Origin of the sequence: Micromonospora sp. NPDC093243, from assembly GCF_044753725.1 — a bacterium.
In the GTDB taxonomy this organism is placed as follows: domain Bacteria; phylum Actinomycetota; class Actinomycetes; order Mycobacteriales; family Micromonosporaceae; genus Micromonospora.
Genome location: NZ_JBIVNT010000007.1, coordinates 182,930 through 205,846 on the forward strand (window position 1 = coordinate 182,930; position 22,917 = coordinate 205,846).

Here is a 22,917-nt window from a genome sequence, read left to right on the forward strand (position 1 = left end):
TTCACCGGTGCTCATCCTGCTGCCGCCGTCGGAGGGGAAGGCCGACGCCGGCACCGGCCGGCGGCTGGACCTGTCCCGGCTCGCCCTGCCGGAGCTGAACCCGGCCCGCGAGGAGGTGCTGGCCGCGCTGGTCACGCTCTGCGGCGGGCCGGACGAGGCGGCGGCCCGGGCGGCGCTCGGGCTCAGCGAGGGCCAGCGTGACGAGCTGCGACGCAACGCACGGCTGGCCGTGGCGGCCACCGCGCCGGCCGCGCGGATCTACACCGGGGTGCTCTACGAGGCGCTGGACCTCGGCTCGCTGCCACCGGCCGCGGAGCGGGCGGCCCGCCGGTCGATCCTGATCAGCTCCGGGCTCTGGGGCGCGGTCCGGCTCACCGACCGGATCCCGCCCTACCGCTGCCCGATCGGCGCGAAGCTGCCCGGCCCGGGCGCGCTGTCGGCGTACTGGCGGCGGGCGCTGGCCCCGGCGATGACCGCGGCGGCGGGCGACCGGCCGGTGCTGGATCTGCGCTCCGGCGCGTACGCCGCCACCTGGGCCCCGCGCGGCGAGCTGGCGGCCCGGACGGTGACCGTCCGGGTGCTGCACGAGCGGGAGGTCGACGGGGTTCCCGTCCGCTCGGTGGTGAGCCACTTCAACAAGGCGACCAAGGGGCGACTGGTCCGCGACCTGCTGCTCGCCGGGGCCCGACCGCGCACCGCCGAGCAGCTGCTCGACGCGCTGCGGGATTTGAAGTACACCGTCGTGGAGCAGCCGGCGCCGGCCGGGCGGCCACGGCAGGTCGACGTGGTGGTCACCGAGCTCTGAGGCAGCCGCAAGATTTCCTCAAGGCTGGGCCGGATCGGTTTCGCCCGTCGGGCTTAACCGTCACGGTAGGGGCACCCCGACTCCGACAAGGGAGCGACCGTTGGCCCGTGAACCCGCCCTGCTCGACCGGCCCGACCGGCCGTCGATGCCGCCCCCGCTGGACTGGTTGACCCTGGCCGACGCCTTCGAGGCCGCCTGCCTGCTGCGCTGCATGCCCCGCCCGGCCGAGCTGCGACCGCAGCGCGGCGCGGCGCACTACCCGGCACCCGTCGTGGAGTTCAACCGCGAGGACGCCGCGCAGCGGATGCGGCAACTGCTGGAGCGGCTGGACGTCCCCGTCGAACACGAGGTGTCGGTCGGCGGGCTGCGCCGCCGCTACGAGGTGCACCGCCTCCGGGTGCGGCGGGAACACCGGGTGGGCTACGCGCGGTTGCTGGAGGTCGGCTGGCGGCAGGGGCGCCGGGAGCTGCTCGCCGCGCCGGTGCCCGGCGCGTCCACCGCCCGCCGGGTCTGGGTGCCCCGGCTCGCCGAGGCGGCCTGGCGGTCGGCGCTGCTGGCCGGTGGGCGACACGTCCGCCGGCACATCCTGGGCGTCCGGCTCACCGACCGGGAACTCGCCGCCGTGCTGATCCGCAGCGCCACCCTGCTCGGTGTCTCGGCCACGCTGCGGCCCGGCACCGGCTGCTTCCTGGTCAGCGTGGCCGACGGCCCGGATCGGGCCCTGATCCTGCACCGGAGCACGCTGGCCCCCGCCCGGGCCGGCGAGCCGGCCTGATCGACCGACGCGGGGGTTGCGGCCGGGCACCTGTCCGGCGCAGAGTGCTCCGCGTGAGTCCTACCCGGCCCGGTCCCGTCCGGTGGCGCGCCGCCCCGCCCGCGGCGCTGCTGGCCGTGCTGCTGACGGCGGGCCTGGGCCTGACCGGCTGCCGGGAGGCTCCCCGCGATCCGGTGCAGATCCGCATCGCCACGGGCAGCCCGACCGCGGTCTACCACGCCTTCGGCGAGTCGCTGGCCGCCATCCTCAACCGGGAACTGCCCGGCGTCCGGGCCAGCGTCGTGGTCACCCCCGCCTCGGCGGAGAACGTCCGCCTGGTCGCCGCCGGGGAGGCGGAGCTGGGCTTCACCCAGGCCGACGTGCTCCCGGCCCGCCTGGACGCGGACCCGCGGGTCGCCGCGATCGCCCGGGTCTACGACGACCAACTGCACCTGGTCACCTCCGCCGCCGGGCCGGTGCACACGGTCGACGACCTGCGCGGGCGGCGGGTGTCCCTGGGTGCGCCCGGCTCCGGCACCGAGATCACCGCGACCCGCCTGCTGGACGTGGCCGGCCTGGGCGACGGCGGGGTCCGTCGGGCCCGACTCAACCTGGACGACTCGGTGGCCGCGCTGCGCGCCGGCCGGATCGACGCGTTCTTCTTCTCCGGTGGGCTGCCGGTGCGGGGCATCGCGGACCTGGCCGGCGGCAGCCCGACCCGGATCATCGACCTCGGCGCGTGGACCGAGCCGCTGCGGGCCCGCTACGGCGAGGTCTACGTCTCCCGCGACATCCCGCGCTCGGTGTACGGGGTCGCGCCGGTCACCACCGTCGCCGACCCGAACTTCCTGATCGTCCGCGCCGGCCTGCCGGAGTCACTGGTCCGCAACGTCACTCGGCTGCTGATGGAGCGCCGCTCGGAGCTGGCCGAGGCGCACCCGGCGGCCGGACGGATGAGCCCGCGATCGGCGATCGCCACCTCGCCGTTGCCGCTGCATCCCGGCGCCGCCGCCTGGTACCGGGCGGCGAAGCCCTAACCGGCGGCGGCCGGCAGCCGGTCCGGCGCGGGCGGGTCCGCCTCGTCGGCCCCCGAACCCAGTCCGCCGACTCCAGCCCCCGGCCCGCCGGACCCGCACCTCGACTCGTCGTCCCCGGTCACCGGCTCGTCGGGCCCGGCGGCCGGCTCGTCGGGCGCCGGGAACCAGAGGCCGGCGACCAGGCCCCGCGGCTCGCCCGGACGCATGGTCAGCCGCCCGTCGGAGGCGTCGACCAGCACCGCGGCGATGGTCAGCCCCAGTCCCGCGCCGTCCACGTTCTGCGCGTCCGGCGCCCGCCAGAACCGCTCGGTCGCCTGCCCCAACTGGCTCTCGGTCATCCCGGGGCCGGTGTCGCGTACCTCCAGCGCGACCCCGCCGTCGCGACGGGCGACGGTCACCGTGACCTCCCCGCCGGCGCCGCTGAACTTGACCGCGTTGTCGATCAGGGCGTCGAGGGCCTGGTCCACGGCGGTCGGCACGGTCCAGGCGTACGTCGGTGCGCCGGAGGTGACCAGTCGAAGCGTGACCGACCGGTGCCGGGCCAACGGCTGCCAGGCGGCCACCCGCGACTCGGCCGCCTCGGCGGCGTCGACGGTGACCCGTTCGTTCTCCTCCCGCTCGGCCCGGGCGAGGGTGAGCAGCGCGTCGAGCACCAGCGCGAGGCGGTCGGTCTCCTCCAGGGCCAGCCGGTGCTCGGTCCGCCCCTGCGGGTCGGTCAGGCTGGGGCCCAACTCCTCCACCCGTAGCCGCAGCGCGGTCAACGGGTTGCGCAGCTGGTGGCTGGCGTGCGCGACGAACGCGCGTTGCCGGTCCATCACGTCGGAGACCACGTCGGCCATGTTGTTGAAGCTGGCCGCCAGCCGGCGCAGCTCGGGCGGCCCGAGCTGGTGCTGCACCCGCGCGCCACGGTCGCCCTCGGCGATCTCGTGGGTGACCGCGTCCAGCTCGGTGACCGGGCGCAGCACCCAACCGGCCAGCCCGAACGCGGTCAGCACGCAGGCCAGTACGACCAGTAGACCGATCCCGGCCAGCAGCAGCCACCAGGTGGTGACCGTGCGGCGTACCGCGGCAGCCGGGGTGACGGTGACGACCGCGCCGAGCACCTCGCCGCCGTCGTTGATCGGTACCGCCACCACGATCGGCCCGTCCACCCAGGGCCACACCGACTCGGGGCCGCTGGACTGCTGGCCGGCCAGGGCGGCGGCCTGCGCCTCGGTGGTGCCCACGGCGCGCTGCCAGCTCGCCGACGAGACCACGGTGCGCCGGTCCCGGTCGACCACCGCCGCGCCGATGCCGTACAGCTCGTCGTAGCTGCGCAGCTCGCTGTCGAGCGGGCCGGGGCTACCGCCGCGCAGCGCCGGCCCGGCGAGCGAGGCGAACCGGGTGGCGTCGGCGAGCCGGTCGGCGCGTACCCGATCGGTCTCCCGGGTCGCCAGAGTGAGCGCGAGCGGGGTCTCCAGCGCGATGAGGACCAGCACCATCAGGAGCAGGTAGCTGATCACGAGCCGACGACGCACCGGCCCCTCCTCACTCGCTCCGCAGCCGGTAGCCGACGCCGCGCACGGTCTCCACCAGGCCGGGGTCGCCCAGTTTGCCCCGCAGCGACCCGACGTGCACCTCGACGGTGTGCCGGTCGGTCCAGGTGGTGCCCCAGGCGTCGAGCAGGATGCGGTCCCGGGGCACCGCCACCCCGGGCTGGCGGGCCAGCGAGACCAGGACGTCGAACTCCTTGCGGGTGAGCGCCACCGCGCGGCCGTCGACCGTGACCGTACGGGCCGAGACGTCGATCCGGACCGTGCCGGCCTCGATCAGGTTCCGCTCCGGCACGGCGTGCGCGGCGCGGCGCAGCACCGCCTCGATGCGGGCCTGCAGCTCCACCATCGAGAAGGGCTTCACCACGTAGTCGTCCGCGCCGAGCCGGAGGCCGAGCACCCGGTCCCGCTCCTCGCCCCGCGCGGTGACCGCGATGATGCCCAGCTGGCTGCTGCGCCGGCGCAGCTCCCGGCACAGGTCGGTGCCGTCCCCGTCGGGCAGGGTCAGGTCGAGCAGCACCAGGTCGCACGGGGCGGCGGAGAGCGCCGCCCCGACGGTGGCGGCGTGCTCGACCTCGTAGCCGCGCCGGGTGAGCGCGGACAACAGCGCGGCGGCCACCCGACGGTCGTCCTCGACCAGCAGGATCCGCACCCGTGCCCCCCATCCGTCGAACCGTCGTCCTGCGAATGGTGGCAGAAGCGCGGCCCCGACGGGAGGGCCGCCCGGCTGAGGCTCCCCCGCCGCAGCACCCAGACCATCGCGTCCGACCGACGCCGGCCTCCCGGGCAGGGCGCTGCTCGCCCTCTGCCACCCCGCCGGTCGTCCTCTGCCGCACCCTCGGTCGGCGCCTCCCCTGGCGCCCGGATCGGCCTCTGCTCGCCCTCCGCCGCACGGCCCTGCTCGTCCCCGGCCTCGCCCCGGTCGGCCCAGCCCCGACGCCTCCGCTCACATCCTTTGCTCTGCTTCAGCGGGGGCAACAGTGACGGGCCCTGACTGTCGCCTCCGCTGAAGCAGAGCAAAGGGCAGGCGAGACGTCCCCGGCCGGAGCCGGCGCCGGGGGAAGCCGGCGCGGGAGTCGGGAACTGCGGCCGGCGCGGGGCAGCGCGGACCGACGCAAGCCGGTGCGGGTGCGGCCGGCCGGATGGTCGGCGCGGGGCGGGTGCCCGGTCAGAGGCCGAAGACGTCCTCCGCGGTGGCGTCCCGGACGCCGTCCACGAAGCCCCGGAAGGCCGGGTCCTCGTGGCTGACCGGGACGCTCGTGACGTTCTCCCCGGTGGCCTGGGTGACCGCGTCGACCAGGGGCGGGAAGTCGATCTCGGAGTCGCCGAGAGCGTCGTCGTCCGCCTCGGCCAGGTTGATCACGTGCTGCACGTCGTCCGAGGGGGTGTCGGGATCCTCGGCCCAGTCACCGCCGGCCTGGTAGCACTCGTCGTACAGCGCGCGCTGGCTGTCGGTCCAGTCGTCGTCGTAGCTCGCCATCGCCCATCCCTCCGCGACCCGCTCCACCTGTGAGCATGCCGGCCCGGGGCGGACGGCCGGGCCGGTACCGCCGAAACCGTCCGGAGCGGCCCGCGCCGGCCCGCGCGGCCGGACCCCACGTACGCTGCCGAGGTGATCTACAAACTGCTGCCGACCACCGAGTGGGACGACGCCCGGGCGGCCGGGCACCTGGCCGGCTCGGCCGTGGACCGCCAGGACGGCTTCATCCACCTCTCCGGCGCCGACCAGGTGGTGGAGACGGCCCGACGGCACTTCGCCGGGGCCACCGGGCTCACCCTGCTCACCGTGGACCCGGATCGGCTCGGCGACCGGCTGCGCTGGGAGCCGTCGCGCGGCGGGCAGCTCTTCCCGCACCTGTACGGTCCGCTGCCGGTGGCCGCCGTGGTCGCGGCCGCGGCGCTGCCGGTGGACACCCCGGTCGCCGAGGCGGTGGCCGCCCTGCTGGGCTGACCACCGCCGGACGGTTGGATCAGCGGCAGAGCCGGGCGATCTCCTCCTGGAACCGGTCCATCGGGTTGGCCTCGGCCGGGCCCAGCAGGTAGGTCTTCAGCTCTCGGCGGGCCTCGGTCATCGGGTCGTCCCCGGCCCGGGTCACCGCGACGATCTTCTCCAGCTCGCCGCAGTCCACCGAGAGCAGGTACGCCGCCCGCGAGGTCGGGTACTCCCGGCGGAACTCGTCCTCCGGCAGCCCGCCCGGGTTGGCCACCACGTACGGCCGCTGGCTCTGCACGAAGTCCGAGACCACACTGGACACGTCGCTGATCAGCAGGTCGGTCTGGTTGAAGCAGTCGAAGAGCGCCGGTACGCGGCCGGTTACCACGAGGTGCCGGGTACCGTCCAGCGAGTTCGCGTCGGTGTCCCCACCGGCGGCCCGGATCCGCTCCACGATCCGGTCGTGCACCGCCTTGGCATCCTTGGACCGGGAACCGGTCAGCGGGTGCGGCTTGTAGATGAGCCGGACCCCCGGCGTGGTGGCCAGCAGCCCCTTGACGATCCGCTCGCCCATCAGCACCAGCGAGGTGTGGTACGGGTCGTCGTCGAGCCAACCCTCCCAGGTGGGCGCGTAGAGCACGGTGAACTGCCGGTCGATCGACTCGGCGCCGAAGGTGTGCACGCCGGCGAGCTGCGGACGTCCGATCTCGACGATGTCGGCGTCGAGCACGCCCACCCCGGCCCGCGCGTACCGCTCACGGCCGGCGAGGCCGGCGACCCAGACCTCGTCGTACACCTTGCTGTAGGGGTTGACGCTGGCCTGCTTGTCGCTGTCGCCGTGACCGACGAAGACGTGCTTCATGCCCGGCTCCCGGAGCATGTGGATGTTCGCGCCGACGTTCGCGGCGTAGAGCGCCGCCCGCACACTGCCCAGCTCGAGGTTCATGAAGTCCACCCCGGCCGGCACGCAGATCACCGGCAGTCGGGTGTCGGCGAGTTCGAAGAACGCCTCCCGGCTGCGCATCAGCACCACCGCGCGCTGGCCGAGCGCCTCGGTCGGTGCCAGCCACATGTTCGCCTGGTAGACGTCCTTGGCCGGCCCGGCGAAGTAGAGCGCCACCTCGGGGCGGTGCGTGTCCAGCCAGCGCTGCACGGCGGGCAGCAGCGGACCCTGCCCGGTGCCCCGGCCGCGCAGCCAGGTGAGCGCGACGACGGCGCCGACGAGCGCGGTGGCGGCCAGCGCCACCGCACCGGCGACGAAGAACGGGGTCACGTCGTCCTGCACGGCGGCGGCCACCGCGGCCGGCACCAGCAGCACGTTCATCAGGGGCATCCGGTCACCGGCGACCGCCGCGGCCCAGGCCGGCGGGCGGGGGGCCGACTTCATCGGGCCCAGCTCGATGTTGCGGACCAGCGCCGAGACCGGGTTACGTCGATCGATCATCGTGGAGAGCGCGCCGGCGAAGACCGAGATCACCCAGACCGCTGCGGGCAGCAACAGCAGCAGCGTCAACTCGGCGCCGCTGAGCGCCACCTCCACGGTCACCAGCAGCACGGCCGCGAGGTCCCGGGTCAGCTGCCGGTACGACCCGTGCAGGCCGACCTTCTCCAGCAGTGTCGCCGACGCCGGCGACCAGCGGGCCAGGGCGAACTCGCCGAGGACGGCGGCCAGCCCGGCGACGGCGAAGACGGCGACCCAGCCCAGGGCGCCGGCAACGAGCATGACCAGGTAGGACAGCACCAGCAGCGCGCCGCGAGCGGCCACCCCGATCCGTCCTGTCAACGTGCCGAACAACGAGTACGCTCCCCTAGAGATCGACGACGGGCCCGGTTCTGATCGATCACGAGCCGCCCGCAGGTGACTGCGACCTTAACGCGAAGGGACAGCCGGGCGTCGCTCGGGTATCCCGTCCCATACCGGTCAAAGACGGCCAACGCCGCCTCCAGTGTGGCCGGAGGCGGCGAGCCGAACTCAGCCGTCGCGCCGGAAGCAGGTCACCGCCCCCGGCGCCCGACGCTTGGCGAACTCCGTGTAGCCGAGCTGCGGAGCCATCTCCCGGGCGTAGGTGTTGCCGTTGTAGACACAGATGGTGCCGACATCCAGCCGCTGCAACGCCGGTTCCAGCTCGGCCCGGGTGGGCTGCGTCCGCCCGTCGGCGAACCGAGACAGCAGCAGCCGATCCTTGGCGAAGTCGGAGTTCAGGTCGTACTCGACCAGGTAGAAGTCGCGGGGCAGGACGACCCGGACCCGGCTGGTGACGACGAGCGAGGTCCGCATGATCACCGACGGGGCGAGGACCAGCCCGTCCGGTCGGTCCAGGTCCTTGATCCAGAAGGCGATCCCCTGTCGCTGCTGCGGCAGCTTCCAGGTGGGCCGGTCGTGCACCTCCACCCAGCTCTGCGGCGACCACATCGGGGTGGCGAAGAGGGCGAACGAGGCGACCATCGCGGCGGCGATGCCGACGCTCGCCACCCGGCGCAGCGCCCGCGCCGGCGCGGGCACGTCGACCGTGCAGAGCAGCCCGATCAGCGTCGGCAGGGCGAGCAGCCACGGCACCCGCCAGAGCACCACGGAGATGCCGCTGACCGCGCTCAACGCCTCGAGCACACCCGGGACGAGCAGCACGCTGAGCGCCAGGGTGGCGCCGGCCGCGAGCAGCGCGGGGGTCCGTCGGCGGGCCAGCAAGGGGCCGCACCAGAGCGCCAGGCCGCAGACCACCCCGACCACGCCGACCATCAGCGTGCGCCGGTAGGTGTACTCGGCGTCGAAGAAGGCGGCGTCCGCGCCGGTGGCGGCCACGGCGGGGAACACCAGCTGGGAGACGACCACCGAGCCGACCGGGTACGCCACCGCGGCGGCGCCGGCGATCAGCGCGTCCTTCCAGCGACCGACCAGCAGCATGGCGAAGGCGCCGGCCCCGGCCAGCATCGGCAGGATGATGGCGGCGGTGGTGGTGAGGCCGACAGCGGTGATCGACAGCGCCACGATGAGCAGCAGGCTGCGGCGAGACCGGGTGTCGAACCACTCGGTCAGGTAGAGCCACATCAGCGGAATGACCGCCGAGACGAACATGCCCTTGCCCTCGTAGAGCCGGGGCAGGTGGAAGGTCCCGAGCGCGGCGTCGCCACCGGCGACCAGGTAGAGGAAGGCGACCGCCACCGTGAAGGCGAGCATCGGCCGGCGCGGCGCCCACCGGTGCACCAGCCGCCAGAGCGCCAGGATCGCGAGCACCGCCATGATCGGCAGCAGCACGTACCAGGTCGCCGAGGCGGCGTGGATGCCGATGACGCGGCCGAGCGCGCCGGCGAACACCTCGATCGAGGCGATCGGCGGCTGGGAGCCCATCGCGTGCGCGACGTTCTCGGTGAAGAGGAAGTCCCGCAGCGGCACGATGTCACGCTCGGCGACCCAGACCGACTTGCCGACGTAGTAGACGTCGTCGGGGGTGTTGCGGGCCAGGAAGAACGAGGAGATCGCGACCAGCCCGGAGATGACCAGCGCGTACGTCGACTGGAGCGTGGTGGGCGCGGGGGCGGCCGGGACCGGCTGCGGGGTGGCCAGCCAGGCGCGGCGCAGCAGCAGCATGCCGCCGACCGCGGCGATCGCGCCGGCCGCCGCCGGGATCCACCAGGAGATGCCGTCGCCGGCGCTGACGCCCGCCAGCCCGGCGGTGACCGCGGCGATGACCGCGGCGGTGAGCACCACGGCCAGCCACCGGCGCGGGAGGGGGGCCGGCGACGCGGCGGCCGGCGAGTCGGCGGCCGGAGCGGCGGACACCGCCCGGCGGCGGGCCCGCAGCAGCGCCACGGCGGCCACCAGCACGCAGCCGACCAGCCAGATCTTGAAGGTCACCGACGGGGCCAGGCTGAAGATGAAGGCGGCGTGGTAGAGCACCGTCCAGAGCGCGAAGGCCAGCACCGCGGCGTCGGTGAGCAGGGCCGGTGCGGCCGCGAGCCCGGCGCTGACCAGTCGGGTCAGACCCTGCCGCGGCACGGCGTTCCGGCCCGTTCCGGGCTCCGCCGACGCGGGCGTCACAACAGCGTCCTTGACTTGCGTCACGAGCCGTCCTTGTCGTCGTTCCGTAGGCGCTCAGGGTCGGACTTCCCTGGCATCGACACGGAGGGTGTCCGGATGGGCGGGTGCAGCCTACCGGTTCCGTACGCGCGTGTTCGTCCTGCGGCGGCCGGCCGGCAACCGGAAATTCACGTCCCCACCGCAGTCTCCCGCTGGTGCGGCACACCGCTCTTCGCGCCGAGACCGACGGCGACCGCCTCGACCAGGTTGTCCAGGTAGCTGTCGGTGAGTGGGGTGCGCGCCACGGCGAGCCGCCAGTAGAGCGGGCCGACGATCAGGTCGACGGCGACCTCCGGGTCGGCGTCGGCGGGCAACTCGCCGCGCTGCACGGCCCGGCGGACCAACTGGCCGCCGATCTCCTGCTGGCGGGCCCGGAGCACCTGCTGGAGGGTCTGGTCGATGGTGGGGTTGCGGGCGGCCTCGGCGAGCAGGTCGGGGATGATCTGCGAGGCAAGCGGGTGGCGCAGCGCGCGCGACACCACCTGGAAGAGCAGCGCGAGGTCGCCGCGCAGGCTGCCGGTGTCCAGCGCCGGCACCTTGCCCTGCGCCGCCGCGGCGACGATCTCGAGCACCAGGTCGGGCTTCGAACTCCAACGCCGGTAGATCGCGGTCTTGCTCACGCCGGCCCGGCGGGCCACCGCCTCGATGGAGAGCCGGCCGTAGCCGACCGCAGCCAACTCCTGCATCAACGCGCGGCGGATGGCCGTGGTGATGTCGTCGCGGAGCACCGCCGCGCCAGCCGGCGCGCGCCTCTTCTCGGTCGTCACCTGGGACTCTTTCCGCACGTCACGGCGACCAGAGTAGCGCAACGACGGTACGGTTGCGTCCCGACGTGTTTCGGACTAGTGTCCACGCAGCGACGAGGCGGCGCTCCCCCGCACGCGGCCACGTCCGACACCATCGTCGCGCGCATCCCGTTGAACCGAAAGATCGGAGCGCCAAATCCATGGCCAACACCGCGCTGGCCGATCCCGACTCCGGCCTCACCCAGGCGCAGCTGGCCGCCCGCTACGGACTGCGGGTCGCCGACGAGCCGCCGTCCCTGGGCGAGTACAGCCGGCGACTCTGGCACTACCGGCACTTCATCGCCACGTACGCGAACGCGAAGCTGGTCGCCTCGTTCAGCAACGCCAAGCTGGGCCAGCTCTGGCAGGTGCTCACCCCGCTGACAAACGCGGCGGTCTACTACCTGATCTTCGGCCTGGTGCTGGAGCAGAAGAGCATCCCGAACTTCATCGCGTACCTCTGCACCGGGTTGTTCATCTTCAACTTCACCCAGACCGCGGCGCAGAACGGCACGACGGCGATCAGCGGCAACCTGGGACTGATCCGGGCGCTGCACTTCCCCCGGGCCAGCCTGCCGCTGGCGGTCACCGTCACCCAGTTCCAGCAGCTGCTCGGCTCGCTGGTGGTGCTGATCGCGATCGTGCTGGTGACCGGCGAGCCGATCACCTTCGCCTGGCTGTTGCTGGTGCCGGCGATCCTGCTCCAGACGGTCTTCAACGCCGGCCTCACCATGGCGGTGGCCCGGATGGGCGCGAAGCTGGCCGACCTGCGGCAGGTCATGCCCTTCGTGCTGCGCGCCTGGATGTACGGCTCCGGCGTGCTCTACAGCGTCACCCTCTTCGAGGAGAACCTGCCCGGCTGGGCCACCCGGCTGGTCGAGTTCAACCCGATGCTGGTCTACATCGAGCTGGCCCGGGTCGCGTTGCTGGAGGAGGCGCCGGTGCTCAACTCGTCCCTGCCCCAGCTCTGGCTGGTCGCCACGGGCTGGGCGATCGTGATGGGCGTCGGGGGTTACCTCTACTTCTGGCGCGGCGAACAGGAGTACGGCCGTGGTTGACCAGTACGAGGCGTCGAACGACGCGACGGTGACGCTGCCCCAGGTACGGGAGCGGATCCCCACGGTGGTGGTGGACGACGCGCATGTGATCTACCGGGTGCACAAGGGCGCCGGCGGCGGCACCAGCCCGGTGGCGGCGCTGCGCCGGATCGTCACCCGCACCTCCGCACCGGAGATCCGGGAGGTGCACGCGGTGAAGGGGGTCAGCTTCACCGCGTACCGGGGCGAGGCGATCGGCCTGATCGGCAGCAACGGCTCGGGCAAGTCGACGCTGCTGCGGGCCATCGCCGGCCTGTTGCCGGTGAACCGGGGCGCGGTCTTCACCCAGGGCCAGCCCTCGCTGCTCGGCGTGAACGCGGCGCTGCTCAACGACCTCTCGGGCGAGCGCAACGTGACACTGGGCTGCCTGGCGATGGGGATGTCCCCGGCCGAGGTGCAGCGGGAGGCCCCGGGGATCATCGAGTTCTCCGGGATCAACGAGCGGGGCGACTTCGCCTCGCTGCCGATGCGCACGTACTCCTCGGGCATGGCCGCCCGGCTGCGCTTCTCGATCGCCGCGGCGAAGAAGCACGACGTGCTGCTGATCGACGAGGCGCTCGCCACCGGCGACAAGGGTTTCCGCAAGCGCAGCGAGCAGCGGGTGCGCGAGCTGCGCGAGGGCGCCGGGACGGTGTTCCTGGTCAGCCACCAGCTCTCCTCGGTGCGGGACACCTGCGAACGGACGATCTGGCTGGAATCGGGCGTGCTGCGGATGGACGGGCCCACCGACGAGGTGATCCGGGCCTACGAGGCGTTCGCCAACCGCAAGTGACCTGGGCGGCGGGCCGGACGCACCCGACACGGGTGCTGTCCGGCCCGCCGCGGCATTGGGGCGGGGCGCGTCGCGCGTTAAGGTTCATCCGGTCGCCGCCTGGGCGGAACCTTTCGTTAACCCCCCCCCGGAAGTGAGGATCGGCAATGACGCAGGACCACACCACTGGCCCGGACGCCGCACCGGAGAACCCGGCGCCATGGCGGCCCTCGCGGACAGTGGCGGTGGTGCTGGCCGGCGGCACCGGAACGCGGCTCGGGCTCGGCATCCCCAAGCAGCTGCTGAAGATCGCCGGTAAGCCGATCATCGAGCACACCCTGGCCGTCTTCGAGTCCGCCCCGGAGATCGACGAGATCATCGTGCTGATGGCCACCGGGCACGTCCCCGACGCCCAGCAGATCGTCGACAAGGCCGGCTTCCGCAAGGTCACCAAGGTGATCGAGGGCGGCGACACCCGCAACGCCACCACCCGCATCGCGCTGGACGCGGTCGGCGAGGGCGACTGCAACATCCTCTTCCACGACGCGGTGCGGCCCCTGGTCAGCGGCCGGATCGTCCGCGAGTGCGTGAACGCGCTCTGGAGCTACTCCGCGGTCGACGTGGCCATCCCGTCGGCGGACACGATCATCCAGGTCGACGAGAACGAGTGCATCACCGACATCCCGGTACGCTCCTCGCTGCGCCGTGGCCAGACCCCGCAGGCGTTCCGCTCCGGCACCATCCGGGAGGCCTACCGGCGCGCCGAGGGTGACCCGAACTTCGCCGCCACCGACGACTGCGGTGTGGTGCTGCGCTACCTGCCCGGCACGCCGATCAAGGTGATCGACGGCTCGGACGAGAACATCAAGGTCACCCACCCGGTCGACGTGCACCTCGCGGACAAGCTCTTCCAGCTCGCCGCCGCGCAGGCCCCCCGGGTCACCGACCACCGCAGCTACACCGAGGAGCTGACCGGCCGGACCATCGTGATCTTCGGCGGCAGCTACGGCATCGGCCACGACCTGGCCGAGCTGGCCCGCCGCTACGGCGCGCAGGTCTTCCCGTTCAGCCGCTCCAGCACCGGCACCCACGTGGAGCGCACCGAGGACGTCGAGGCGGCGCTGAAGACCGCCTTCGAGGCGACCGGCCGGATCGACCACGTGGTGGTCACCGCCGGCATCCTGGAGAAGGGCGCCCTGACCGAGATGGACGAGGAGACCATGGACCGAGTGCTCCAGGTCAACTTCGTCGGGCCGGTCATCGCCGCCCGCCAGTCGCTGCCCTACCTGCAGCAGACCAAGGGCCAGCTGCTGCTCTACACCTCCAGCTCCTACACCCGGGGCCGGGCCCAGTACGCCCTCTACTCCTCCACCAAGGCGGCGCTGGTCAACCTCACCCAGGCGCTCTCCGACGAGTGGGCGGAGTTCGGCGTACGGGTCAACTGCATCAACCCCGAGCGGACCGCGACCCCGATGCGCACCAAGGCGTTCGGCGAGGAGCCGGAGCACACCCTGCTCGCCGCCGAGACCGTCGCCCAGGCCTCGCTGGACGTGCTGATCTCGGAGCTCACCGGGCAGGTCATCGACGTACGCCGGGCGCCGGGCGAGGCGCCGCCGGCGGTGCCGGCCCAGCCGACGCCGGCCGCGGCGGACGCCGCCACGGCGAGCGTCGGCTGACGGCCGACGACTGCTGACCTCCGACGGCGGTGAACGGAGCGACATGCGTGGTGACCTGGTCCGGAAGCTGATCGCACGGTGCCTGAGCATCGGGCTGGCCGTGCTGGCCTTCCTGGTCGTGGCCCTGACCGGGGCGACCGGCTGGGGGCTGGCGCTGGCGGTGGCCGCCCTCGCCGCGGCCGCCGCGGAACGGCGGATCCGCCCGAGCGCGGACACCGCCGCCGAGACGACGCTGATCGCCGCCGCCGTCCTGGTCGGGTACGCCCGCCGGTTGGACGCCGGTTTCGACCCCGCGCTGGCCGCCACCGCCCTGGTGCTGTTGGGGCTGGTGCTGCTCGTCGGGCCGCTGCGGCAGGCCGGCAACCTGGAGATCCGGGCGGCGAACCTGCCGGTGCGGTCCTGGGCTCCGCTGGTCGCCACGCACCTCGGCGGCGCGCTGCTCGGGCTGCTCGCCGTGCTCGCGCTGAGCGCCGCGGCGACCCTGCCGGCCCTGGTCGCCCTCGCGGTGACCCTGCTGGTCGGCGCGGGCGCCGGGGCGGTCGCGCTGGACCTGGCCCGGCGGCGGTTCCGTCCGCCGGCCGGCGGCGGGGCGGTGGGCCGGGCGCTGCGCCGGCACCAGCCGGAGTTCGTGCTGCACTTCTCCGCCCCGCCCGGTTCGGAGTACCAGGTCACCATGTGGCTGCCGTACCTGCAGCGGATCGGCCGGCCGTTCCTGGTGCTGGTGCGCGAGCCGGAGTTCCTGGCGCCGGTCGCCGCGGCCACCACCGCCCCGGTCGTCTACTGCCCCACCCTGCGGGCGATGGACGAGGTGCTGGTGCCGAGCCTGAAGGTGGCCTTCTACGTCAACCACGGCGCGAAGAACGCCCACCTCATCCGGTTCACCCAGCTGACCCACGTGCAGCTGCACCACGGCGACAGCGACAAGGCGCCGAGTGCCAACCCGGTCTCCGCGATCTTCGACCGGATCTTCGTGGCCGGGCCGGCGGCGATCGACCGGTACGCCCGGGCCGGGGTGGACATCCCGGCGGAGAAGTTCGTGGTGGTGGGCCGCCCGCAGGTCGAGTCGATCGAGGTACGCCCGGAGCCGTTGCCCGCCGAGGCGCCCCGGACGGTGCTCTACACCCCGACCTGGACCGGGCACCACGCGGACGCGGACTACTGCTCGCTGCCGGTGGCCGAGGCGCTGCTGCGGCGGCTGCTCGACCGGGGCGTGACGGTCATCCTGCGCGCCCACCCGTACACCGCGCAGAACCCGGCCTCGGCGCGGCAGCTGGGCCGGCTGACCGAGCTGCTGTCGGCGGACCGGGCGCGGACCGGGCGGCCGCACATCTGGGGCGCCGCCGCGAGCCGCGAGCTGACCCTGGTGCAGTGCGTGAACCGCTCCGACGCGTTGATCTCAGACGTCTCCGGGGTGATCTCGGACTACCTCTACTCGGGCAAGCCGTTCGCGGTGACCGACATGGGCGGCGAGGGCGACCGGTTCACCGAGCGGTTCCCGCTGGCCGGCGCGGGCTACGTGCTGCGCCGGGACATGGCCAACCTGGACGAGGTGCTGGACCGGCTGCTCGGCGCCGACCCGATGGCGCCGGAGCGCTGGGTGACCCGGCGGCGCTACCTCGGTGACTTCCCCGCCGAGTCGTACGCCGACGCGTTCCTGGACGCCGCCCGGCGGGAGCTGGAACCGGGCTGGAGCCCACCGTCCCCGCGCGCCGGGCTGCCGGTCGAGCCGGACGCGCTGCCGCTCTCCCCCACCGCCTGAGCCGCCGGCCCGCGCCCGTCGGGCGGCTCAGCGGTACGGGTCGGCCAACGCCAGCACCGCGGCCGGATCCTCGACGTGGGCGTTGTGGCCGAGCCCGGGCAGCGTGGCGACCGGCACCCCCAGCTCCTTGAGCTGCGCGTCGGTGACCATCGGGTCGTGTTCGCCCCGGGCGAGCAGCACCGGCACGTCGGTCCCGGCCAGCAGGGCGGGCAGGTCCGGCTTGCCCACCGCGAACGCCCCCGGGTCCATGGCCAGCCGCCAGCGCCCGTCGACCTGGCGCAACCCGGCCTCGGTCACCGGGTGGTCCGGCGGCAGCAGCCCGGCCAGCCCGGAGACCCGCAGGTAGCGGCGGGCGGCCTCGTCCCGGCTGGCGAACCAGGTGACCGGTCGGGTCGCCAGCTCGCCGGCCTTGTCCAGCTCGGCCTCGGACCAGACGGCCTTGATGCCGAGGCCGATCACCGCGTCCACGGGCAACCCGGTGGCCCTGGCGGCCAGCGCCAGCCCGACCACGCCGCCCAACGAGTGCCCCAGCACGACCAACCGGTCGCCCGGCGCCAGCGCGGCGGCGACCCGCTCGGCCAGCGCGTCGAAGGAGTACGCCGGCAGCGGCGGTGACCAGCCGTGCCCGGCGAGGTCCGGGGCGAGCCACCGTCCGGCCCACCGGCTCTCGAGCAGCGGCGCCCAGGGCAGCCACACCTCGCCGGTGGCGCCCAGCCCGTGCAGCAGCAGCAGGACGGGCTGGCGGTCGGCGCGGGTACCGGTGTCATCGACCATGGTCCGCAGTGTGCCACCGGCCCGGCTGCCGGGCGAGTGCCCGGTCGGCGGAGGGCAGCCGGAGGTAGCGGATCCGACAGGGATTCCGCCTACCAACGCAGCGGGCGCCGGCCCCCTGAGGGAGCCGGCGCCCGATGTCCTGTTGCGTTGCTCAGGCGGAGTAGCCGCGCGTGGCCATCCAGTTCGCCAGGTCGATGGTCGTGATCCAGTACGACGGCACCGCCGGGTTCGCCGAGTCGGCGATCTTCACGGTCCGGCCGTTGTCCCGGTAGCCGACCACGGCGATGTAGTGCCCGCCGGAGAAGGAGTGCCACCCACCGTCGACGTCGGTGGCGTCGCCGACGATGTTCGCGACCACGCCGCGCCCGTCGCTGACCGCGGCCACCACGTCGGCCTGGAGCCGGTCCATCTGGGCGGGGCTGGGCGCGCCCGGGAACATCCGGGTCCGGTACGGGTCGCCCTTGACCACCGCGTTCAGCACCCGGGTGGTGTCCTCGGCGGAGTTGGTGCCCATCTCGGTGGTGCCCAGCTGCGTGGCCAGGGCGTCCTGGCTGCGCTCGATCCCGGCGGCGCTGAGCGCGTTGCGGGTGGCGGCCGGGCCGCAGTAGAAGTACGTGGTCTGGGCCTGGTAGTCGTAGTCCAGGATCTTGCTCGCCGGCGGCTTCGGCGGCTCCGGCTTGCGGGTGAGGTCGGGGTCGACGGCCTTCTTGACCGCGGGCGCCGGGCTGGCGGCCGACGGCGCGGCGGTCGACGGCGAGCTGCTGGTCGAGGGGCTGGTCCGGGCGTCGCCCCGGGAGGCGACGCTGTCACTGCGCAGTTCGGCCACCGAGGCCGAGGCGTGCTGGGTGGCGGGCTTGTCGTCGCCGTTGTGCAGCATCGCGCCGGCGCTGGACGCGAGCACCAACGCCGCGGCGGACGCGGCGGCGACCTGCAACGGGCGCTGGGTGGCGAGACGACGGAGCTGACGCTTGAGGGTGTGCTTCACGGGATCCTCCACGACTGAGGGGAAGAGCGACGCACCGTGCCCGCGTCCGAGGACAGGCAGGCAGGACCGCGCGGATCTCGTCCGCGGGTGGTGGACCGCTCAGGGGAACGCCCGGGTGGCCGGGCGGGAGACGCGGGTGCCGGGGTCAGCTCGCCGCTACGGGGCGGGCGAGCGCGGGCACCGCGGTGCCGTGGAGGGGTGGGGACGACCAAGGGGTGGGAGCGGATGACACGAGGATGGAACTCCTTCCGACACCGCCGACCGGGTTAGCTGACGGATTCGGGCGGGAAGATCGCCCTACCGCGGGCCGTGGCTCGCGGATTCACCCCGGAACTGCATGTGGGTCCCCGGCTCGTGGAACTCGATTAGGCGGGTCGGCGCGGCGTCGCCTCTTGCGATCGGTTACCGCACCGGACGGGCCGACATTACTGGTAGGTATGGGCCCTGCCAACCCTTACCCACCTGCGTAAACGTCGATCATGATAATTTTTTTTGCGCGTACGGACACTGGCGTGACTCAATGGGACGAGCAGTTCTGCCGGCACCGGAGGGCGACAATCGGACAGGTCGACGACAACGGCCTCGGAACCCCCGCGAGATTGGTGCGGACTGTTCCGGCTGACCGTTTCCGGCGCTCTGTGGCCGGGGTCACGGAACAATCGCCGGATCAGCCCACCCGGGCCGGCCGCCAGCGCCCGACGGTGGCCCGCGCGGCGCCGGTGGCCTCGGACGGGCGGGGCGCCGGCACCCGGGCCGGCCGGAGCCGGGCCGCCGCCGCACAAGCCTCGGCGGCGAGGGTCCGGGCCGACTCGGCGGCCAGTTCGGCGTCCCGCCACGCCGACCGCTCCCGCTGCGCCGCGGCGCGGTGCTCGGCCAGCTTGCCGTCCCGGATCACCCGGGCCAGCAGCACCTCCTGCTCGACCGGGTGCCGCCGGGGATCCCAGCCGTCGCGGTGGGCCAGCACGTCGCCGAGCTGCCGCAGGGTCAGCTCGCCGCGCCAGTGCGCCGCCGTGGCGGACCGGTGCAGGTGCCGCTCCCGGGCCGCGTACTCGGCGGGGGTGTGCGGTGTCCTGGGCGAACCGAACGCGCCAGCGCCGGCGAACCGCCGGGCGGCGGTCTCCGCCTCGTCGTACGCCGTCCAGGCCCGCTCGGCCTCGGCCTGAGCGGCCAGCCAGTCCGCGCGCCGTCGCCGGGCGGTCTGCGCGGCCCCGGCAGCCGCGACGGTCACCTCGTCGGCGTAGCGGCGCAGGTCGGCGGCGTCGGCCGCGGCCAGCTCCCGCTCGGTCGGGACGGCGGGCGGGGTGTCGTCCGGCCGGTCGCGCTCGGGACGGGCGACCAGCACGGTGAGCACGGTGAGGGCCAGCACCAGCAGGACCGACCAGATGGCGGCGGCCTGCGGCACCTCGATCAGGAACTGGTAGAGGACGGTCTTCTCCATTGACGGCACCTAACGGGCAGCGGAGGCGGGTGCGGAACCGCGGGGCTTCCGGCGTGATCGCGGGCCACTGTCGGGCTGCCTCGAGCTGGGACAGCGGAACAGGCCGGATCGGTTCGCCGAGCGGGCGCGGCGGGGAGGTTCGACAGGCGCGGCGGCGGGCGGCTCGCCCGGGTGGGATCAGGCGGCGGGTGGGGCCCGGGGAGCCCGGGCGGCCGGCGCGGCCGAGAGCGGCGACTGGGCGGCCGCGGCGACCACCACGGTCGAGGTGCCAGCCGGCGGGGGTGCGGCCGGACCGGCCACTGCGGAGGGCAGAACGCCGGTGGGAACCCGCTGCTCGGCGGCCAGCGCGTCGTCGGCGCCGGCGTGGTGCCCCGCGACCGGGCCGGCCACCGGCGCCACCACCGGCGCCGGCGCGTCGGTGGCCGACGCACCCAGGCTCAGGGCGCCGAGGACCGCGAGGCTGGCCAGTAGCCGGGCCGCCCATCGCGCGACCCACCACAGGGGACAGGTGAGCGCGACGGAAGGCACGGCACCACGCTACCGTCGGCGCCGCTGGGTCGCATCGGGTGACGGGCGTGTCGCCGACGCCGCGCCGAGGGCTCTGACCAGGGTGGACGGCCTCAGCGCGACTCGACGTACGCCGGCTGGTCGGCGGGGGCCGCGTCGCCCGCGCGCGGCGCCGGAACGGTGACCGTGGCGGGCGGCGCGGCGGGCGGCGCGGTGACCGTGGCGCTCGGCGCGGCGGGCGGCGCGGTGTCGGCCGGGCGGGCCCGCCGGCGCGGCGCGAGCCGGCGCATCATCGGCATCTCGACGTAGCGGTGCAGCAGCCCGGCGAGCACCAGGTTCAGCAGCAGGAAGCCGAGCACCACCGCCGGTCCGCGCCAGCCGGGCAGCCCGACGCCCCAGTCGCCCGTCAGCCGCAGCACGGTCATCATCACGAAGACGTGCACCAGATAGAAGGCGAACGACACCTCGCCGAGCCAGATCATCGGGCGGGACCGCCACGGCGAGCGCCGGCCACGTACGTCGGCGTCGGCCGCCGCCGTGATGACCAGGATGTACGCCACCGACAGCAGCGCGGCCCAGAGTTCGGCGCGGACCCACGCGGCGGCGACCACCCAGGTGGCGACGAAGAGGGCACTGGCCGGCGTGAGCCGGGGACCCCGCCACCGACCGCGGCGCATCAACTCGGCGGCGGCCACGCCCATCCAGAACTCCAGCGAACGCACCGGCGGGAAGATCTGGGTGAACCACCAGCGATCGGCCTCCGGCACCAGCGCCTGCGCCGGCCAGAGCGCCAGGATCAGCAGCGGCACGGCCACCACGACCGCCCAGAGCAGCCACGGTCGCGCCCGGCGCAGGTAGGGCAGCACCAGCGGCAGGCAGAGGTAGAAGAAGAACTCGCAGGAGAGCGACCAGCTCACCGTGTTGACGCTGTAGAAGTAGCCGGGCGTCGGGTTCCAGGCCTGGATCAGCAGCAGATTCTGCACCGCCGCCGAGGGGTTGACCGGGTCGGCGAACCAGAGCCCGACCAGCAGCACCAGCGCCCAGAGCAGCAGGTGGTTGGGGTAGATCTTGGCGACCCGCCGGCGCCAGAAGTCCCGCCGGCGCTCGCCGGGCCGGTACGACCAGACCAGCACGAACCCGCTGAGGATGAAGAAGAACTGCACCCCGGAGAGGCCGAGGCTGAACACCTTGTTGACCACGCCCTGGTAGTCCGGCTCGGCGATGATCCGCATGGTGCCGGCGTGGAAACCGAAGACCAGCAGCGCGGCGATCCAGCGCAGCCCGGTGAGGGAGGGCAGCCGGCCGGCCGGTGCGCTCCGGCCGGGCGCCACGCTCGTCGGTGCGCCCGTCATGGCCGGCCCTCCACCCTGCGCGGCGTCACCAGCACGTACCTCTCCTCCCAGCGGTCCGGTGGGCGGCGCAGGCCGCCGCCGTGCGGTGGTTCCCGGTCAGCGCCGTCCGTTCGGGCACCCTACCCGCCCGGTCGGTGGACGCCGTCCAGCCGGGTGGACGAGGGTGACGCGTGGGTGTTCGTTCGCTGTCGCGTGGCCTAATATCTCGGGGCCTGGAGGTGTCGGACGTACCGCCTCCCCAACCCTGTCGGGGCCGGTGTCCGGAGTCGGACGCCGCCGCGGACGGACGAGAGGTGGAGCCACCGATGCACCAGCGGATCCTCATGCGGGCCAAGAAGGGCCCCTTCGACGTCTACTCGCCGGAGGAGACCTTCGAAAGCAACTGGATCGGCGAGAACAACGGCAACCTGGTCTTCAGCCACGCCGCGCACAAGCTGCTCCGAACGGCGACGGCGGAGATCACCTCCACCGAGTTCAAAATCGACCTGCGCGACGCCGACAAGATCAACGAGCAGTTCGACGTGTACGTCATCCCGCTCGCCAACGCGTTCCGGCGTAGCTACGCGCACCGCATCGTCACCATGACCAAGCTGATCGAGCGGCTGAAGATCCCGGTGGTGGTGCTCGGGGTGGGCGTACAGACCGACGTCAAGGGCGACCGCGAGTACCTGCGCCCGATCGACGACGTGGTGAGCCGCTTCGTCCGCGCGGTGCTGGACCGCTCGCACAGCATCGGTGTGCGGGGCGAGATCACCGAGAGCTACCTGCGCACCCTCGGCTTCTCCGCGGTCGACGTGATCGGTTGCCCGTCGATGTTCCTGCACGGCGACAGCCTGCGGGTGGAGAAGCGCAAGGAGACCCTGGAGCCGCACGACCGGGTCGCGCTGACCATCTCGCCGTACGTGAAGTCGATGGCGAAGGTGGTGACCGCGCACCACCAGCGGTACCCGAACCTGCGCTACCTGCCGCAGGACCTGAAGACCCTCGGCACCCTGCTCTACGGCGACGCGCCGGAGGACCGGGGCAAGAAGAGCGCGATCCCGATCCACACCTCGCACCCCCTCTTCACCGAGGACAAGGTGCGGATGTTCGTGGACCCCTGGACCTGGATGGACTACCTCTCCGGGTTCGACTTCGCCTTCGGCACCCGGATCCACGGCACCATCACCGCGTTGATCGCCGGCACGCCCGGTTACCTCTTCGCGCACGACTCGCGCACCCTGGAGCTGGCCCGGTACTTCGACATCCCGCATCGGGTGATGAAGGACGTGTCGGCCGACGTCGACGCCGCCGACCTGTACGCGGAGGCCGACTACACGGCGATGAACAACGGGCACAAGGCCCGCTACGAGACCATGCTCGCCTTCCTCGCCAAGCACAATCTGGGGCACGCCTTCGCCGACGGGGACAGCGCCACCCGTTTCGACGAGCAGGTGCGCGCCACCACCTTCCCGCCCGCCGTCCGCCCGGCCGACGCCACCGACGCCGACGTGCTGCTGGAGCGGGTGCGGTGGCTGCGCGACCGCAACCAGGAGCTGCGCGGCGAGGTCGAGACCCTCCAGGAACAGCAGCTGCGGGCCCGGGTCAAGCGGGTGGTCGGCGGCCCGGTGCGGCGCATCCTCAACCGTTAACCCGCCGCTCGGCGGTTGTTCAGAAA

Annotated in this window: 19 protein-coding genes, 1 pseudogene and 1 riboswitch; of the genes and pseudogenes, 9 read left to right on the plus strand and 11 right to left on the minus strand. The window is 73.6% G+C overall.

Annotation, left to right across the window (positions count from 1 at the left end; translation table 11 throughout):
- Positions 1 to 7: 7 nt before the first annotated feature.
- The 3 genes from yaaA to ACIP9D_RS24180 all read left to right on the plus strand — a co-directional run bounded on the left by yaaA (position 8) and on the right by ACIP9D_RS24180 (position 2,596).
- The gene (gene yaaA, locus ACIP9D_RS24170) at positions 8 to 805 is read left to right on the plus strand and encodes a peroxide stress protein YaaA (protein WP_350873129.1); all 798 of its coding nucleotides are present in this window, start codon (positions 8 to 10) and stop codon (positions 803 to 805) included.
- Between the two features lie 145 nt (positions 806 to 950).
- Positions 951 to 1,580 carry a hypothetical protein gene (locus ACIP9D_RS24175; protein ID WP_350873380.1) on the plus strand — a complete coding sequence of 210 codons (630 nt, stop codon included), beginning with the start codon at positions 951 to 953 and terminating at the stop codon, positions 1,578 to 1,580.
- Positions 1,581 to 1,624: 44 nt separating this feature from the next.
- Entirely contained in the window at positions 1,625 to 2,596 is a 972-nt protein-coding gene (locus tag ACIP9D_RS24180) for a TAXI family TRAP transporter solute-binding subunit (RefSeq protein ID WP_400450935.1), read from the plus strand.
- A gap of 155 nt (positions 2,597 to 2,751) precedes the next feature.
- Here the strand turns inward: ACIP9D_RS24180 and ACIP9D_RS24185 are convergent.
- From ACIP9D_RS24185 to ACIP9D_RS24195, 3 genes and pseudogenes are all read right to left on the minus strand, one after another.
- Positions 2,752 to 4,113 (minus strand): annotated as a pseudogene (locus ACIP9D_RS24185) (ATP-binding protein); the annotation flags it as partial.
- A 10-nt stretch (positions 4,114 to 4,123) separates the two neighbouring features.
- Positions 4,124 to 4,780 (minus strand): response regulator transcription factor, encoded by a 657-nt coding sequence (locus tag ACIP9D_RS24190; protein ID WP_350873131.1) that lies wholly within the window; start codon positions 4,778 to 4,780, stop codon positions 4,124 to 4,126.
- 516 nt (positions 4,781 to 5,296) lie between these two features.
- Positions 5,297 to 5,608, minus strand: coding sequence for a hypothetical protein (locus tag ACIP9D_RS24195; protein WP_350873132.1), 312 nt, complete (start codon positions 5,606 to 5,608; stop codon positions 5,297 to 5,299).
- Positions 5,609 to 5,740: 132 nt separating this feature from the next.
- Between ACIP9D_RS24195 and ACIP9D_RS24200 the strand changes: the two genes are divergently transcribed.
- Entirely contained in the window at positions 5,741 to 6,079 is a 339-nt protein-coding gene (locus ACIP9D_RS24200) for a DUF952 domain-containing protein (protein WP_350873133.1), read from the plus strand.
- Positions 6,080 to 6,098: 19 nt separating this feature from the next.
- Here the strand turns inward: ACIP9D_RS24200 and ACIP9D_RS24205 are convergent, their stop codons facing one another.
- The 3 genes from ACIP9D_RS24205 to ACIP9D_RS24215 form a co-directional block, all read right to left on the minus strand.
- Positions 6,099 to 7,856, minus strand: a complete 1,758-nt coding sequence (locus ACIP9D_RS24205) for a CDP-glycerol glycerophosphotransferase family protein (protein WP_350873134.1) — start codon at positions 7,854 to 7,856, stop codon at positions 6,099 to 6,101.
- 177 nt (positions 7,857 to 8,033) lie between these two features.
- Positions 8,034 to 10,097 (minus strand): DUF6077 domain-containing protein, encoded by a 2,064-nt coding sequence (locus tag ACIP9D_RS24210; RefSeq protein ID WP_350873135.1) that lies wholly within the window; start codon positions 10,095 to 10,097, stop codon positions 8,034 to 8,036.
- 167 nt (positions 10,098 to 10,264) lie between these two features.
- Positions 10,265 to 10,864, minus strand: a complete 600-nt coding sequence (locus tag ACIP9D_RS24215) for a TetR/AcrR family transcriptional regulator (protein ID WP_350873381.1) — start codon at positions 10,862 to 10,864, stop codon at positions 10,265 to 10,267.
- A 218-nt stretch (positions 10,865 to 11,082) separates the two neighbouring features.
- On the opposite strand from ACIP9D_RS24215, the gene ACIP9D_RS24220 reads away from it, so the two are divergent.
- The 4 genes from ACIP9D_RS24220 (at position 11,083) to ACIP9D_RS24235 (ending at position 16,204) form a co-directional block, all read left to right on the plus strand.
- Positions 11,083 to 11,979 carry an ABC transporter permease gene (locus tag ACIP9D_RS24220; protein WP_350873136.1) on the plus strand — a complete coding sequence of 299 codons (897 nt, stop codon included), beginning with the start codon at positions 11,083 to 11,085 and terminating at the stop codon, positions 11,977 to 11,979.
- Entirely contained in the window at positions 11,972 to 12,790 is an 819-nt protein-coding gene (locus ACIP9D_RS24225; RefSeq protein WP_350873137.1) for an ABC transporter ATP-binding protein, read from the plus strand. Before ACIP9D_RS24220 ends, ACIP9D_RS24225 begins: the two co-directional genes overlap by 8 nt.
- Positions 12,791 to 12,936: 146 nt before the next feature.
- Positions 12,937 to 14,445, plus strand: a complete 1,509-nt coding sequence (locus ACIP9D_RS24230) for a bifunctional cytidylyltransferase/SDR family oxidoreductase (protein ID WP_350873138.1) — start codon at positions 12,937 to 12,939, stop codon at positions 14,443 to 14,445.
- Between the two features lie 43 nt (positions 14,446 to 14,488).
- The gene (locus ACIP9D_RS24235; protein WP_350873139.1) at positions 14,489 to 16,204 is read left to right on the plus strand and encodes a CDP-glycerol glycerophosphotransferase family protein; all 1,716 of its coding nucleotides are present in this window, start codon (positions 14,489 to 14,491) and stop codon (positions 16,202 to 16,204) included.
- A gap of 27 nt (positions 16,205 to 16,231) precedes the next feature.
- Here ACIP9D_RS24235 and ACIP9D_RS24240 read toward each other — a convergent pair whose 3' ends face one another.
- The 5 genes from ACIP9D_RS24240 to ACIP9D_RS24260 all read right to left on the minus strand — a co-directional run bounded on the left by ACIP9D_RS24240 (position 16,232) and on the right by ACIP9D_RS24260 (position 21,260).
- Positions 16,232 to 16,978, minus strand: coding sequence for an alpha/beta fold hydrolase (locus tag ACIP9D_RS24240; RefSeq protein ID WP_350873140.1), 747 nt, complete (start codon positions 16,976 to 16,978; stop codon positions 16,232 to 16,234).
- Positions 16,979 to 17,129: 151 nt separating this feature from the next.
- Positions 17,130 to 17,975: a C39 family peptidase gene (locus ACIP9D_RS24245; protein ID WP_350873141.1), complete on the minus strand. Its 846-nt coding sequence runs from the start codon at positions 17,973 to 17,975 to the stop codon at positions 17,130 to 17,132.
- A gap of 228 nt (positions 17,976 to 18,203) precedes the next feature.
- Positions 18,204 to 18,345, minus strand: a riboswitch (cyclic di-AMP (ydaO/yuaA leader).
- A gap of 285 nt (positions 18,346 to 18,630) precedes the next feature.
- Positions 18,631 to 19,401 carry a hypothetical protein gene (locus ACIP9D_RS24250; RefSeq protein WP_350873142.1) on the minus strand — a complete coding sequence of 257 codons (771 nt, stop codon included), beginning with the start codon at positions 19,399 to 19,401 and terminating at the stop codon, positions 18,631 to 18,633.
- A 177-nt stretch (positions 19,402 to 19,578) separates the two neighbouring features.
- Entirely contained in the window at positions 19,579 to 19,929 is a 351-nt protein-coding gene (locus ACIP9D_RS24255; RefSeq protein WP_350873143.1) for a hypothetical protein, read from the minus strand.
- Between the two features lie 92 nt (positions 19,930 to 20,021).
- Complete coding sequence (locus tag ACIP9D_RS24260) at positions 20,022 to 21,260, minus strand: acyltransferase (protein WP_350873144.1); 1,239 nt, start codon at positions 21,258 to 21,260, stop codon at positions 20,022 to 20,024.
- A 305-nt stretch (positions 21,261 to 21,565) separates the two neighbouring features.
- Between ACIP9D_RS24260 and ACIP9D_RS24265 the strand changes: the two genes are divergently transcribed.
- Entirely contained in the window at positions 21,566 to 22,891 is a 1,326-nt protein-coding gene (locus ACIP9D_RS24265) for a polysaccharide pyruvyl transferase family protein (RefSeq protein WP_350873145.1), read from the plus strand.
- The last annotated feature ends 26 nt before the right edge of the window (positions 22,892 to 22,917 follow it).

Bases quoted from the DNA above. Each gene is read 5' to 3' on its own strand.
- ACIP9D_RS24175 (WP_350873380.1), top strand. From the start codon at position 951: ATGCCGCCCCCGCTGGACTGGTTGACCCTGGCCGACGCCTTCGAGGCC.
- ACIP9D_RS24195 (WP_350873132.1), bottom strand. From the start codon at position 5,608: ATGGCGAGCTACGACGACGACTGGACCGACAGCCAGCGCGCGCTGTAC.
- ACIP9D_RS24220 (WP_350873136.1), top strand. From the start codon at position 11,083: ATGGCCAACACCGCGCTGGCCGATCCCGACTCCGGCCTCACCCAGGCG.
- ACIP9D_RS24230 (WP_350873138.1), top strand. From the start codon at position 12,937: ATGACGCAGGACCACACCACTGGCCCGGACGCCGCACCGGAGAACCCG.
- ACIP9D_RS24235 (WP_350873139.1), top strand. From the start codon at position 14,489: ATGCGTGGTGACCTGGTCCGGAAGCTGATCGCACGGTGCCTGAGCATC.
- ACIP9D_RS24240 (WP_350873140.1), bottom strand. From the start codon at position 16,978: ATGGTCGATGACACCGGTACCCGCGCCGACCGCCAGCCCGTCCTGCTG.
- ACIP9D_RS24250 (WP_350873142.1), bottom strand. From the start codon at position 19,401: ATGGAGAAGACCGTCCTCTACCAGTTCCTGATCGAGGTGCCGCAGGCC.
- ACIP9D_RS24260 (WP_350873144.1), bottom strand. From the start codon at position 21,260: ATGACGGGCGCACCGACGAGCGTGGCGCCCGGCCGGAGCGCACCGGCC.
- ACIP9D_RS24265 (WP_350873145.1), top strand. From the start codon at position 21,566: ATGCACCAGCGGATCCTCATGCGGGCCAAGAAGGGCCCCTTCGACGTC.